The organism is Ferdinandcohnia sp. QZ13, from assembly GCF_031324165.1.
Classification (GTDB): Bacteria; Bacillota; Bacilli; order Bacillales; family Bacillaceae_L; genus Ferdinandcohnia.
The window spans coordinates 246,422-260,961 of sequence record NZ_JAVIVW010000001.1 but is presented as its reverse complement, the minus strand read 5'-3'; the positions used below and the strand labels follow the sequence as shown (position 1 = coordinate 260,961).

The window sequence follows — 14,540 nt, the reverse complement described above, 5'->3', positions numbered from 1 at the left end:
CATGAGAAAAGGAGATGTGAATCTCATCTCCTTTTATTAATAGTATTCACTATTTACGTATACATAAAACGCAACATTGTATGTGCGGCAAGTCTACTAGTGATATCGCGAATATCTTTAGATGGGTCAATTTCAACAATATCCATTGCTTTTACTTTCGGATGGTCTGCGGCGGCTGTTATACTGGAAAGTAGCTCTCTTGATGTCAAACCACCAGGTCCAATCGCTGGACAGCCAGGTGCAAATGCTTGATCAACCACGTCCATATCTACAGAAAGATAGATAAGATCGACCTTTTGCGATAGTCGTTCTATTTCTTTTTGTATAATAGGTACAATTCCGATGCGGTCTACATCATCCATTGTGTAAACCGTGACCTCTTTGTTTTTTACATATAAATGATATTCACGTGCATTTGCAAAGTCACGAATTCCAATTTGGGTTAGATCTTCTCCGTTTAGAAAGCCACCCTCCAGTAAACTTCGGAAAGGTGTCCCGTTTGTTCGACCACCATCCTCTAAATTTCGTACATCATGGTGGGCATCCCATTGGATGACACCGACTCTTCCGTAATATTCCTGAAAGGCACGAATCGATGGATAACTCACACCGTGGTCGCCACCTAGGATGATATACTTATTACACGAATTGGTTTGCAGCATTTCTTTGACACTTAAATATAAACGTTCAGTAGTTTCTTCAAGGTTTGTTGGATGGATAAGTACATCACCAAAGTCTAATATTGATGTACCCTTGTAATCTTTATTCTTTTGCCCTGAATATGTTGAGTATGCATTCAATGCGTTTCGTATCGTTTTAGGCGCGTCTGCTGCGAACGATGGTGAGATTGACGACTTTGATGCTGGAAGACCGATAATACCAAAATCAGCTTTTGTTCCATTTTGATATGCCTTTATGCATTCTGTTACCTTCGTTACATATTGATCTTTAAAAACTGCAGGCTGACCTGGTGTAAGAAAATGAAAATCAGACATTTTCGTTTCTCCCCCACACTTTTTTACCACTCACATAAACACTATTTGTGTGGTTAACACCAAAATGGTATGGAAGGTACATATAATTCGGAATGTCCCATAGGACAAAATTTGCGTTATGACCGATAGTAAGTGTTCCAGCTTCTTCCCCTTTACCGATTGCAAATGCGGCATTGACAGTAACTGCATTCCAAATTTCTTCTGGTGTCATTCGTAATTTTAGGGCAGCAAGTGACATGATAAGTTGTAAGTTTTCAGTTACACAGCTTCCAGGATTAAAATCGGTTGCAAGAGCTACAGCTACTCCTTCATCGATCATTTTTCGAGCACGAGCATAGCTGTCCTTACCAAGATAAAATGTTGTTCCAGGTAACAAAACAGCAACAGTATCGCTGTTGGAAAGCATAGTTATTGCTTCATCAGATGCAGCCACTAAGTGGTCTGCACTTGTTGCTCCCAGTTTAACTGCTAACTCAGTACCCCCTAATGAGTCGATTTCATCGGCGTGAATTTTTAAGCCAAACCCCTTTTCCTTTGCTTTTTGTAAAAAATATTCCGATTGCTCTGTTGTGAATACACCTGTTTCGCAGAAAATATCAGCAAACTCTCCAAGGTTTTCCTCATTAACAGTATCAAGTAGCCGAACCATCTCATTCAAGAATTCAGATTCATTCCCTTTATAGGTTGGAGGAATGGCGTGTGGTCCTAAAAAGGTAGAAATAATTGATATTGGGTATTTTTCATTTAGTTTTTTTACAACTTTTAGTTGTTTTAGTTCAGTTTCTGGGTCTAAACCATACCCGCTTTTAGCTTCCAACGTTGTCACACCGTATGAAAGGATGCGTTTTAGATGGAAGGATGCCTTTTCAACTAGTTCTTCCTCTGTTGCCTTTCTTGTTGCCTCAACAGTGGATAAAATACCTCCACCTTTTGCAAGGATGTCAAGATAAGGAACGCCTGCTTGCTTTAAAGCGAGCTCTTTTTCACGCGAACCACCAAATACCAAATGGGTATGGGGGTCCACAAGTCCAGGAGATACTACCTTTTGCTTTGCATCAAGACTTTCTTTAGTTTGTAAATGGTTGGCTTCACTATTTGTTCCAATCCACGCTATTTTTCCATCCTTGATTGCCAATGCTGCATTTACTTTAACCTTAAGCTGCTTCATTTCTTCCCCTTTAAGGGGTTTAGTTGTTTCTTTTGGTAAAATCAATTGTCCTATATTGTGAATGAGTAAATCGTATTGCATGATAGTGCTCCTTTCCTGGTAGATTGATAGTCTTATAACATCGGGATATCAACGCCTTTTTCCTTTGCTACTTCAATCGCCTTTTCATAACCGGCATCTGCATGGCGTACAATACCCATGCCCGGGTCAGTAGTAAGGACTCTACGGAGTCGTTCTTCTGCTAGATCCGTTCCGTCAGCAACCACTACCATTCCCGCGTGTAGTGAATAGCCCATCCCGACTCCACCACCATGATGGACAGAAATCCATGAACCACCTGCGGCAACATTAACTAAAGCATTTAAAATAGCCCAGTCACCTACCGCATCACTACCATCCTTCATGCTTTCCGTTTCACGGTTTGGTGATGCAACAGAACCGCAGTCTAGGTGATCCCGACCAATTACTATTGGTGCTTTCAATTCACCTTTTCGAACCAATTCATTAATGGCTAGACCCATTTTTACACGTTCCCCGTACCCGAGCCAGCAGATTCGAGCTGGTAGCCCTTGGAACTCCACTTTTTCCTGAGCCATTTCAATCCAGCGAAGCAATGCTTTATTTTCAGGGAATAGTTCCTTAATTAAGTCATCTGTTCGATAGATATCTTGCGGGTCCCCGGATAGAGCAGCCCAGCGGAACGGTCCTTTTCCTTCGCAGAATAATGGACGAATGTAAGCAGGAACAAAGCCAGGAAAATCAAATGCATGATGAACACCCACGTCTTTTGCTACTTGACGAATATTGTTTCCATAGTCAAATGTAACGGTACCTCTACGTTGAAATTCTAGCATTGCCCGAACATGGTTTGCCATGGAGGCAGTAGACAAGTCCACATATTTCTTAGGGTCTTCCGCACGTAGTATATTTGCTTCTTTAACCGAATACCCTTCCGGAACATACCCGTTTAATGGGTCGTGGGCAGAAGTTTGGTCAGTCATCACATCAATTTGGATATTACAATTTAGGATTTCATGATGCACTTCGGCAGCGTTTCCAATTAATCCAATCGATAAAGCATCTCCATTGTGTTTGGCTTCAATGGCCCATTTGATTGCTTCTTCAATTGAATCTGTCATTCGATCACAGTACTTTGTATCAATCCGTTTTTGAATTCGAGACTTGTCAACATCCACTGCGATGCATACACCACCATTCATGGTAACTGCAAGTGGCTGAGCACCACCCATTCCGCCTAATCCAGCTGTAAGAGTAATTGTTCCTTTTAATGAGCCGTTAAAATGCTGGCGTGCAACTTCAGCGAAAGTTTCATAGGTTCCTTGTAAAATTCCTTGGGAACCGATATAGATCCAGCTTCCTGCTGTCATTTGGCCATACATCATTAAGCCCTTTTTATCAAGCTCATGGAAATGCTCCCAGTTTGCCCACTTCGGTACGAGAACAGAGTTTGAAAGTAAAACACGTGGTGCGCTTTTGTGCGTCTTAAACACTGCGACTGGTTTACCAGACTGAATTAACATCGTTTCATCATTTTCTAAACGACGGAGGGTGGATACAATCGCATCAAAAGCTTCCCAATTTCTTGCGGCTTTTCCAATACCACCATACACTACAAGTTCTTCTGGTTTCTCCGCAACTGCCGGATCTAAATTGTTATATAGCATTCGCAACGCAGCTTCTTGCTCCCAACCTTTACACTCAAGCTCTGTTCCTTTTTTTACATGTACGACACGATTTTGAATTGACATGGCTTCTTCCCCTTTCAAAGTTAATTACCAATTAGTTCTAGTTTGGCTGTCCACACTAGATTATTTTTTTTAAGCCATTCCGTTACCTTCTCTATATCTTCAGCAAAAATACGGTCCTCAGTTATCGATGGAACAATCTTTCTTGCTTCCTCATAAAAGGCTTGAGTAGCTGGTGCCATTTTATGTGTGCCACGATATTCGACTGCCTGCAAAGCACAAATACATTCAATCGCTATTACTCGTCGTACATTCTGTATAATTTGATAGGCATGGCGTGACCCGATAGTCCCCATACTCACATGATCCTCTTGGTTGGCTGAAGATGGGATGGAGTCAACACTTGCAGGGTGTGCGAGTGTTTTATTCTCAGATACGAGTGATGCAGCCACATACTGCATAATCATTGCCCCCGATTGTAAACCAGGTTGAGCACTTAAAAATGGGGGCAAATCATTTAGCTGTGGGTTCACTAGTCTTTCAATTCGACGCTCAGAAATACTCGCAAACTCTGCAACAGCAATTTTCATAAAATCCATCGCAATGGCGATTGGCTGCCCATGGAAGTTTCCGCCTGAAATTACCAAGTTGCCATCTTCAAAAATTAACGGATTATCAGTGGCAGCATTCATTTCAATTTCTAGTTTTTCTTTTACATAGTCTAATGACTGCCAGGAAGCTCCGTGAACTTGTGGAATGCAACGTAATGAATAGGCATCCTGCACTCGCTTTTCTCCTTGTCTTGTAATCAATTGACTTCCTGATAAGAGGTCACGTATTCTTTTTGCTACATCTATTTGCTGTTGATATCCACGTGCCTCATGTATAGCTGGATGAAAGGCATCAATAATTCCTTCAAGTCCCTCAAGTGTTAATGCTGCAATCATTTCACTTTGTAGGGCTAGCTGTGTGGCTTCTAACCAATTCACCACACCCATTGCAGTCATTGCTTGGGTACCATTAATGAGTGCAAGACCTTCTTTCGCCTGCAGAATAACTGGCTGAATACCCTCTTTTAACAAAACATCCCTTGTCGGGAGAATCTTTCCATTGTAATGGACTTTTCCTTCTCCAAGGAGAACAAGGGCTAAATGTGAGAGGGGCGCTAAATCTCCAGAAGCCCCAAGAGAACCCTGCTGTGGAATAACTGGATGTATTTTCATGTTTAATAAAGTTACTAGACTTTCAGCGATGACAGGACGAATCCCCGAAAAACCTTTCAGTAGTGCATTCAACCGGAGTAAAACCATGGCGCGTGAAACAACTTCAGGGAAAGGTTCGCCAACTCCACAGGCATGGGAGCGAATTAAATTAAGCTGTAGATCATTTACATCGTCATCGGCAATGATGACATCACTAAACTTTCCAAATCCCGTATTAATTCCGTAGATAGTCTTTTTATCAGTCACAATTTTCTCAACCGCTTTGCGGCTCTGTTCTACTTTTTGAAGCGATTCCTTGCTTATTGTTACTGGTTCAAAGTCATAACAAATCCGTTTGACTTGTTCTAACGTTAACGACTGTCCTGTTAACTCAACCATACGCAACCTCCTAGCTATTTATGTGTCCGTTACTTGTTCTAGTAAATGAGTCATGAAAAAAAGAAAAGAGGCGATAATGGCATAGAGATACCATCATCGCCTCCTATTGACTAAAGGACTATAGGCAATGTAAACAAGTATTATTGTTTTAAATATGATTGATCCCGAGACCGATTGTTTCGTGTTCGAGACCTTTAATAGGAGCACCGATTGTTCCATAAAAGGCTACTGCAATCCATTCGCCTTCTTCCTCATTTGTATAAGGTGTCCCTCGAACGATTGCAAAACGAAGACCAACTGTACGACTGATTTCTCCGATTGCCGTTTGCCCTCTTGTAACTCCTTCGATTCCTTCGATAACTGCATGGTACAACGCATGGGTTTCACGGTATTGTGAATCGTGAATAAGACCATGACGCTTAGCAGCTGTTTCAACAGCAGCGATCACCTTCTGCATATTCATCGAACCAACTTTTCCTTGACAGTAATTAATATCCTGTAATGAATGAGAAAAAGCTTCCATTTCTTCTTCGGTTAAGGTTGCAAGTAGTACAGCAATTTTACCAATTGCTATTTTTTGACTCATAACTAAGAACCTCTAGTTTCTGAATTTTCCTAATATCTATTAACTATTTTTATTGTAATGGTCAGCCAATCCAAATGTCAATGAATTTGGTAAATTTTAGTATATTACTATAGTAGTAATCTACCATGTTAAAGTTGAATTAAATGAAAATTAGATTTAAGCATATTTTTGAAACACGATACTACCTTTGATCACATCTTTTTCATCTTGGTTTACTGCAGCAACTTCAAAAATCAGCTCGTTTCCGTCTATCCTTTTCAATGAGGCTTTCAGCGTAATGATGTCTTCTAAAAAAACCATGTTACGAAAGCGGATGGAATAGGTTTTGATAAAGCCTTCTTCATAGAATGGTGTAAAAAGCTTTGCAAGGTTCCCCATTGTCCACATGCCATGTGCAATCACACCTGGTAACCCGGCTTTATGCGCTTCATCATCAATGGTATGTATTGGATTGTAATCGCCAGAAGCACCTGAATATTTAATTAAGTCCATTCTCGTAACAGGAGGTAGCTGTATGTTTTCTAACGATGAACCAATTTCAATATCCGCTAACGTACTCATGCTAACATCCCCTTTCTAACCGCTTCTGTAATAATAACGACAAGCTTAGAAGAAAAAATGAGATCACCATTTAAGTCCACCCCATTTTCACTAATGGTTAAAAAGCCCATTGACCCTGTAGATCCTTTTTTCTCCACGTATTTTTCTACCTTTGAGTAACAATAAATCTCTTCTTCTACTAGCAACGGTCTTTCATAATTGTAAATCTGTTCACCATGGATGAGTCCTTTTTCAGGTAAAACGAACCCCTCGATCTTTCCGAATTCAAATACTCGAGGAAATGTCGGGGGCGCAATATTTGTTTTATATCTAGATGCTTTTCCAAACTCTTCATCCATAAATATGGGATGAGGGTCACCAATTGCCTCTGCAAATTTTTTGACCGCTCCTCTTTCAACAACATTTTTTACTTTTGCTGATTGTTTACCGATAAAATCTTTATACACATACAACACTCCTTTAAACTCTTGGATTATAAATAAACCTAAAAACTAAATTTATATTAGAATTAGTTATTTGAATAAGAAGAAAGACCCCGACCGATGACGTTTGCAGAAATAGGCTTTTTTCCGATTTCCCTTGCCCAAATGGATAATTGTCCGACATGGTGAATTTCATGGGCAATGATATGTCGCACGATTTCCCCCCAGGTATCCGTTATAATTTTTCCGTCAGGTAGTGTATCATAAAATAAACGATTTTCCATTGTTGAATCCCAGTTGTTCACGAATCTTTCAACCTCAACATGCAGTTTGGCATCTAACTCTTGAATCTTAATTAAGCTATTATAATTATTGAAACTTTCTTGAAAGTCCGGTTTACCTTGTATAAGGCGTATCCAGCTCCACTCGACATCAACAATATGGAAGAGTGTATGCAATATACTCCCCACTCCACCCGTTCGATTTTGCAGAAGTTCCTCTTCACTTAATTCTTCACACCAACGATACCATTCTTCTCTTACCATCCAGTTATATCTAAAAAACATTTGCACGAAAGCGACCTCCCGATTCTAGAAAATTATTGACGTTAATAAACTATAAAAATATTTATTCGTAAATATTACCAATTCTACAGATAAAGTATGATTTCCTCCTACGTTATCAGTTCTTTAATCAAAAAAGCCACACGGAATTAATCCGTATGGCTTAAATTGGTAATCACACAAAATCAGTCATATTTGTATCTGGATTTGAACCGATTCTGTCATTTTTATTTAGTGCACTGATTTTTTCCATGTCTTCTTGTGTAAGTTCAAAGTCAAAGACATCCGCATTTTCTTTAATTCGTTGTTCTTTAATTGATTTTGGAATGGTTACAACGCCGTTTTGAAGATCCCAGCGTAAAATAACCTGTGCAACAGATTTATTGTATTTTTTGCTAATTCCTAAAAGAGTTGGGTCATTTAGTAATTCTCCGCGCTTAAGTGGAGACCACGCTTCTAATTGAATTCCTTCTTTTTTACAGAATTCATGTAATTCTGTCTGTGTCAGATGTGGATGGTATTCAACTTGGTTTACCATAGGCTTAATCTCAGAATTCTTGATAAGATTTTCAAGATGATGAACATGGAAATTACTTACGCCAATCGCTCGTACACGTCCGTCCTTGTATAGCTTTTCAAGGGCATGCCATGTTTCAATATACTTGTCTTTACCTGGCCAGTGGATGAGATATAAGTCTAAGTAGTCAAGACCTAGTTTTTGTAGGCTTGTTTCAAATGCTTGTAGTGTAGATTCATAGCCTTGGTCACTGTTCCAGACCTTAGATGTAACAAACAACTCATCTCTATTAATACCGGACTCTCGAATAGCCTGTCCTACACCTTCTTCATTTTTATAGACAGCAGCCGTATCTATACTTATATAGCCGTGCTTGATTGCCCATTTTACAGAATCAATGACTTCTTGCCCCTCATGCACTTTAAAAACCCCTAGGCCAAACCATGGCATTTTGACTCCATTATGTAAGGTCGTTGTATCTTGAAGACTTTTTACCATATGTATCCTCCTCTTTTATTGAAAGATTTACCATTAATAGTTTCTCACACGATTAACAATTTTTCAAATAAGAAACATGTGCTTAAAACAAGACTTGCAAATACTTGCGAGGTATATTCTGAAGTAATTTTATTTGCCAATTTTTCTCGAATTTTTTCCATTGCACTATTGGTTTCCTGTGAAGCCAAAAAGTTTAAGCCTTCGTTTTGAATATACCCTAACTCAAGTTTTGTAGGGTCAGGTTCCATAACTTATGTTACCGTTGTGAGAAATCCTCCGGAATAACAATGAACATATAGTAATCATTGTTTTGGAGTCCTTTCATTGCTTCAGTGGAAGTTACAAAATGCCCCCCTAAATCTTCACCCGCTTTAAGTTCGTCTACTAATTCAGCTCCTACATTTAGCGGTTCATCACCCGACACTGCTCCATTGTCATTGTTCACAACGGCCACTGGCAAGTTGGATAAATGATCATAAGGCCCCCATGTCGCTGATAATAAAATGCCTGCATATACAATGGGAACTAATAATGCGGCAACTACGGATACTATAATCGCCTTATTCGCTTTTAATTTTCCGAATTCGCTAGAAAGCAATTGCTTCAAATTCATTGTTCCACCTCCAATTCAATTTACCAAAAACTGAACGACCATTCATTACCTCTTTATAATAATCATAATATTACGAATTATTGGTAAAAAAATAGCGAAAACTTGTTCTGTATGTAAAATTACGAAATATGGAGTATAGAGAGAATAACAATGGTTGTAGTCCCTTTGGGGGGATGAAGGAGTAAAACGAATTTAAAAGTACTAGAACAAACATCATACATTTCTTTGCAACAAAAAAGAGAGGTTCTCTCCCTCTCTAAATCCAGTTCTTATTTTGATTTTGTTTCAATATCGTCATCCTCAAGGATGCCTTTAGTAGCCTTTTTAAATTCTCGAAGTGTTGTTCCTGCTGCCTTTCCAAGCTCTGGCAATTTTTTAGGTCCGAATACAAGCAACGCAAAAAAGATAATTAATAATAATTCTCCGAAACCAAGGTTTCCCATAATCATTCCACCCTAAAACGAAATGTATTGCAACCTTATTTTATTCCTCTTATGTTATTTTTTCAATTCAATTTTTTAGTTCTCCTACTTAAACCAACCTTTTTCTTTTGACTGTGTGATTGCTTCAATACGATTCTTCACTTCAAGCTTGTCTAAAATAGTAGAAATATAATTTCGGACAGTGCCAGTTTTAATTCGTAGCTCGTCGGCAATTTCCTTCGTATTTTTCCCATCAGCAACAAGTTCGAGTACTTCAAGTTCACGATCCGTTAACGGGTTTTCATCAGCATATAAATCATCCATTAATTCAGGAGCATATACACGTTTACCACTCATCACACTACGAATCGAATCTGCCAATTCGTCACTAGGACTGTCTTTTAAGAGGTAACCCTTCACACCAGCTTTTAGTGCACGTTGAAAATATCCAGTACGGGCGAAGGTAGTTAAAATGATTACTTTACAGTCCGTTTTTTTAAGCTCCTCAGCAGCTTCAAGTCCTGTTTTTAAAGGCATCTCAATATCCATCATACAAATATCAGGTTGAAGCTCCTTTACAAGCGAAATCGCTTCCTCCCCATTATTAGCCATACCAACTACTTCCATATCGTCCTCTAAGTTTAAAAGTGAGCCTAGTGCCCCGAGGACCATTCTTTGGTCTTCCGCAATTACGATTCGAATCATAAGAGTCCCTCCACTTCGACCTGTTTACGTACATTTGGAATATGAATGATTAACGTTGTTCCATCATCCGTTCTAATATCGAGGCTTCCATTTACAAATTCTAAACGTTCCCTCATTCCTTGTAATCCATGACCATCGTTCACATCTAAATCTGGAATGATCCCAATCCCATTGTCCTTAATCACTAATCGGATCTCTTCTTCAAACTGGGTGATTTCTATTGTACACTGAGTTGCTTTACTATGTTTCACCACATTGTTGATTGCCTCTTTTATTAACATACTAATGATATTCTCGTAGAATAATGATATATCCTTTAATGATTCATTCACTATATACTTAAATTCAATATCAGCTGCACGCAGTATTTCTTTTACACGTGCAATTTCTTCTTTAATACGAATACCCCTCATTTGGGATACCATTTTTCGAACTTCATTTAATGCTGTCCTTGCGGTTTGCTGGACATCGATTAATTCATGTCGTGCTTTTTCCGGATCTTTTTGTATGAGTTTCCTTGCTAAGTCACTTTTAAGACCAATCATGGAGAGCTTTTGTCCTAATGTATCATGTAGATCACGTGCAATTCTTTGACGTTCTTCTTGTTTTACCAGTTCGGCAATTCGTTTGTTAGCATCCTCAAGTTGCTCCTCTAGCTTCTCTTGTTTCTTTTTATTATAAATATTAAAAGGCAACAGAATAACGCTAATCCAAATAATGATGTTAAATGGCAATTGGGTTATAAACACCTCATCCTGAATCACGAGATTATAATTGATCGAGAATGTTGTGGCTACAAGGTGTATGATGTATAACGTTAAGAAAGCAACCCGGTTTTTAATATGTCCATTGTAATATGCAATATAGAAAGCAAAATAAATAAAGGCAAAAAGTATGGACATGGTTAACGAAATACCAATTAAGATTGAAGTCCATAAATAAACGGGCCATGTTTTCGAGATAAAAGCAAATCGTAATGAAAGGAAGAAAATGACCGTTAAGATGAGTCCAGCGATAATTTCAGGTGTCGATGATGATTGAAAGATAAAATAAAACGGTAGTATACTCATGACTGCCCAAATATAAGGTGAGACTCCTGACCATTTTTGAAAAAGTGAATATTTCTTCATAGGATATACCCTCATTTTATTCGTGATTATTCTGTATCATATCATATTAACCTACAGGAAAACCCAGCCTATTTTTCTAAGCTGGGAATTTCTTTTACATTCTTTTGGTCTGCAACCATTTCTTTTATTTTACCATAGCCTACAAAAACTTTTTCGTCTTCATCCCATAATCGAAATTTAAGTGATTTTAAGCTTGTTTTTAACGTAATCGTTGGTACATGCTGTAGTGGAGCTGTCTGGTTGTGCACTTCTTCAAGCTTGTAATTCGGAACACGCGGACTTAGGTGATGCACATGGTGATAGCCGATATTTCCTGTTAACCACTGTAATGGTTTGGGAAGCTTATAAAATGAACTACCTTCTACGGCTGCCTTTACATATTCCCAATTTTCATCTTCCTCAAAATAGGAATCTTCAAATGTATGCTGAACATAAAATAACCATACACCTGCAATTCCAGAAACCATAAAAATCGTTCCCTGAACAATTAAAAACGACTGCCAACCAATTGTCCAACATAAAATAGTGGCTAGACCTACGATTCCTACATTCGTTATATAGGTGTTGAGACGTTCATTTTTTCTCGCTTTTCTTCTGTTAAAACGATTTTCAATTAAGAACACAAAAATTGGTCCTAAAATAAACATCACAAACGGATTACGGTAAATTCTGTAGCAAAGACGCTTCCAAGTAGATGCTTCCATGTACTCTGCAACCGTCATTACCCAAATATCACCCGTTCCACGTTTATCTAGATTTGAGCTAGTGGCATGATGGACGGAATGGTCATGTCCCCATTTACTATAAGGAAATAATGTTAAGATCCCAAAAATGGTTCCAATGATTTTGTTTGCCTTCCGATTTTTAAAGAATGAATGATGACAACAGTCATGGAAAATGATAAACATCCGAACAAGAAACCCTGCTGCTATCACTCCAAATACAAATGTCAAGACATAAGAAATATTTAATGAATAATATGCAAGTACCCATAATCCAAGATAGGGAATTAATGTGTTGAAAAGCTGAAAAAGACTAGCCTTAAAGTTTGACTTTTCAAATGGTGCAACTTGTTTTCGTAAACTACGCTGATCTAATTTGTTCATATCATCTTTCCTTTCTTTTTTCTCGTTTCATATTTTTTAATTTGATTTTAAAAATAATAAGGTATTGTGCCGACAAATTGTCAACACGTGTTTTTACATTTTTAATGTTATAGGAGAAAAAAGATTTCCACTAGACATAGGTGTCATATAAATTACATGATAAATGTCATATGTCGTTACAAATATTTAAAATATACAAAAAATTAATATTCCAAATGGGCTAAACCCCAATTTTTATGCTATAATTAAAAAACAGAATATTTAAACTAATACTCTTGTGAAATTTTTTTCTAAAAGGAGGAAATCTATGTACAAATTAAAGGACAAAGAAAGGATATTTATTTATACGGGTCCAGATGGTTCTGGTAGGAAAACATTAGGCAAAATGGTTGCTACTGCATTTGATATGCAAACCGTTCCCTCATTCACAACTCGAAGCCCCCGCCCTTTTGAAAACAACGGAGATGATTACCACTTTGTAAGTAAAGAAACCTTTCAACAAATGATGCAGCAAAATGAATTTCTAGAGAGTGTTGAGATTGATGGACACTTTTATGGAATACGTGAAATTGACATAGTAAACATCTTCAAGAAGCATAAGGTGGTTTACTTAACACTCAACCCAGAAGGGGCTGACCTATTGAAGCAAATGTATGGAGATAGAGCGATCCGGATTTTTGTGTATGCTGATCGCGATACGGTACATGAGCGCCAAAAAGAACGCGGGGATAGTGCCGAAGATATTGAAAGGCATATGAACCATTATGATGAAACCATGGATTATAAAACTTCATGTGAGCACATCTTTGAAAACTACGACCTACCTCAAGTTTCTTATCAGATTAGTGAAATGATTGAAACTTATCTAGATCGACAGCTAATTGCTGATGACTATTAACATGTAATGCCCCAAGCGAATAAACTCTTGGGGCATTACAAATTATTATAGACTATTAAATGCTTCTGTAAGTACTGGCACAACCTGTTTCTTACGAGAAACCACACCTTTTAATTCTGCTGTTTTGTTTAGAAGTGTAACATTAAATGCTTTTTCTACTGCAGTTGTTTTCTCACCCACCGCAAGTCCAACAGAGTCATTGTTCAAAATATCAGTAATAACAAGTAAGAATAAATCAAGCCCGTTATCATTGATTTGTTGGTTCATTACTTCTTCAAGCTCGCTTTGTCTTGAAAGTACGTCCTGTGGATCAACTACGTTTACCTGAGCAATTTGAACTTTGTTTTCATTCATAGAGAATTCTTTTGAATCTAATGAAACCAATTGTTCGGCCGTTTTATCACTAACATTTGCACCGGCTTTTAACATTTCAAGACCATAGCTTTCAGCGTCAACACCTGCGATTTCTGCTAATTCACGTGCTGCTTGAACATCTTCATCCGTACACGTTGGTGATTTGAATAATAGGGAGTCAGAGATGATCGCTGATAGCATTAAGCCAGCAATCTCTTTTTTAATTTCAACCTTGTTTTCTTTATATAGCTTGTTAAGTATAGTTGCTGTACAACCAACTGGCTCTACACGGAAATACAATGGATCACTTGTTTCGAAGTTAGCAACACGGTGATGGTCGATTACTTCTTTGATTTTTACATTTTCTAGTCCGTCTGCACTCTGTTGACGTTCGTTGTGGTCCACCAGAATAACCGATTGAACTTCATTACCTACATTTTCCACTAAACGTGGTGCTTCAGCTTTAAAATAATTCAATGCGTATTGGGTTTCACTGTTTACTTCGCCTAAGCGCACTGGCTCAGCATCTAAACCTAGATTCTTTTTTAGTTCTGCATATGCAATTGCTGAACAGATTGTATCAGTATCTGGATTCTTGTGGCCAAAAACTAGTACTTTTTCCATTTTGCATTACTCCTTATTGCTTAATATGTATGATGTACTCTCTCATTTTACACAAAGATTGGAATGGATTA

16 protein-coding genes are annotated in these 14,540 nt (G+C 38.1%); 1 reads left to right on the top strand and 15 read right to left on the bottom strand.

Annotated elements, in window-relative coordinates:
- Positions 1-53 precede the first annotated feature (53 nt).
- The 14 genes from hutG to desA all read right to left on the bottom strand — a co-directional run bounded on the left by hutG (position 54) and on the right by desA (position 12,593).
- A complete protein-coding gene (hutG, locus tag RGU12_RS01310; RefSeq protein WP_309534451.1) occupies positions 54-995 on the bottom strand; it encodes a formimidoylglutamase in 942 nt (313 codons plus the stop codon).
- On the bottom strand, positions 988-2,244 hold the full coding sequence (gene hutI, locus RGU12_RS01305) for an imidazolonepropionase (RefSeq protein WP_309534450.1): 1,257 nt from the start codon (positions 2,242-2,244) through the stop codon (positions 988-990). Before hutI ends, hutG begins: the two co-directional genes overlap by 8 nt.
- Before the next feature lie 32 nt (positions 2,245-2,276).
- Positions 2,277-3,932: a urocanate hydratase gene (hutU, locus tag RGU12_RS01300; protein ID WP_309534449.1), complete on the bottom strand. Its 1,656-nt coding sequence runs from the start codon at positions 3,930-3,932 to the stop codon at positions 2,277-2,279.
- Positions 3,933-3,952: 20 nt separating this feature from the next.
- Positions 3,953-5,470 (bottom strand): histidine ammonia-lyase, encoded by a 1,518-nt coding sequence (gene hutH, locus RGU12_RS01295; protein ID WP_309534448.1) that lies wholly within the window; start codon positions 5,468-5,470, stop codon positions 3,953-3,955.
- 148 nt (positions 5,471-5,618) lie between these two features.
- Positions 5,619-6,056, bottom strand: coding sequence for a histidine utilization transcription antiterminator HutP (hutP, locus tag RGU12_RS01290; protein WP_309534447.1), 438 nt, complete (start codon positions 6,054-6,056; stop codon positions 5,619-5,621).
- A 156-nt stretch (positions 6,057-6,212) separates the two neighbouring features.
- A complete protein-coding gene (locus RGU12_RS01285) occupies positions 6,213-6,617 on the bottom strand; it encodes a MaoC/PaaZ C-terminal domain-containing protein (protein WP_309534446.1) in 405 nt (134 codons plus the stop codon).
- Entirely contained in the window at positions 6,614-7,063 is a 450-nt protein-coding gene (locus tag RGU12_RS01280; RefSeq protein WP_309534445.1) for a MaoC family dehydratase N-terminal domain-containing protein, read from the bottom strand. The genes RGU12_RS01285 and RGU12_RS01280 overlap by 4 nt, the downstream gene beginning before the upstream one ends.
- 62 nt (positions 7,064-7,125) lie before the next feature.
- The gene (locus tag RGU12_RS01275) at positions 7,126-7,611 is read right to left on the bottom strand and encodes a DinB family protein (RefSeq protein ID WP_309534444.1); all 486 of its coding nucleotides are present in this window, start codon (positions 7,609-7,611) and stop codon (positions 7,126-7,128) included.
- Between the two features lie 166 nt (positions 7,612-7,777).
- Positions 7,778-8,617, bottom strand: coding sequence for a glyoxal/methylglyoxal reductase (gene pgoN, locus RGU12_RS01270; RefSeq protein ID WP_309534443.1), 840 nt, complete (start codon positions 8,615-8,617; stop codon positions 7,778-7,780).
- Positions 8,618-8,873: 256 nt separating this feature from the next.
- Positions 8,874-9,230 carry a YhgE/Pip domain-containing protein gene (locus RGU12_RS01265; protein WP_309534442.1) on the bottom strand — a complete coding sequence of 119 codons (357 nt, stop codon included), beginning with the start codon at positions 9,228-9,230 and terminating at the stop codon, positions 8,874-8,876.
- 269 nt (positions 9,231-9,499) lie between these two features.
- A complete protein-coding gene (gene tatA, locus RGU12_RS01260; protein WP_309534441.1) occupies positions 9,500-9,673 on the bottom strand; it encodes a twin-arginine translocase TatA/TatE family subunit in 174 nt (57 codons plus the stop codon).
- A gap of 84 nt (positions 9,674-9,757) precedes the next feature.
- Positions 9,758-10,357, bottom strand: a complete 600-nt coding sequence (locus RGU12_RS01255) for a response regulator (RefSeq protein ID WP_309534440.1) — start codon at positions 10,355-10,357, stop codon at positions 9,758-9,760.
- Complete coding sequence (locus RGU12_RS01250) at positions 10,354-11,487, bottom strand: sensor histidine kinase (RefSeq protein WP_309534439.1); 1,134 nt, start codon at positions 11,485-11,487, stop codon at positions 10,354-10,356. The genes RGU12_RS01255 and RGU12_RS01250 overlap by 4 nt, the downstream gene beginning before the upstream one ends.
- Positions 11,488-11,555: 68 nt before the next feature.
- Positions 11,556-12,593 (bottom strand): Delta(5) desaturase DesA, encoded by a 1,038-nt coding sequence (desA, locus tag RGU12_RS01245; protein WP_116350337.1) that lies wholly within the window; start codon positions 12,591-12,593, stop codon positions 11,556-11,558.
- A gap of 307 nt (positions 12,594-12,900) precedes the next feature.
- On the opposite strand from desA, the gene RGU12_RS01240 reads away from it, so the two are divergent.
- A complete protein-coding gene (locus RGU12_RS01240) occupies positions 12,901-13,491 on the top strand; it encodes a guanylate kinase (protein WP_309534438.1) in 591 nt (196 codons plus the stop codon).
- A 45-nt stretch (positions 13,492-13,536) separates the two neighbouring features.
- On the opposite strand, the gene RGU12_RS01235 is transcribed toward RGU12_RS01240, so the two are convergent.
- Entirely contained in the window at positions 13,537-14,469 is a 933-nt protein-coding gene (locus tag RGU12_RS01235) for a manganese-dependent inorganic pyrophosphatase (RefSeq protein WP_309534437.1), read from the bottom strand.
- Positions 14,470-14,540 lie beyond the last annotated feature (71 nt).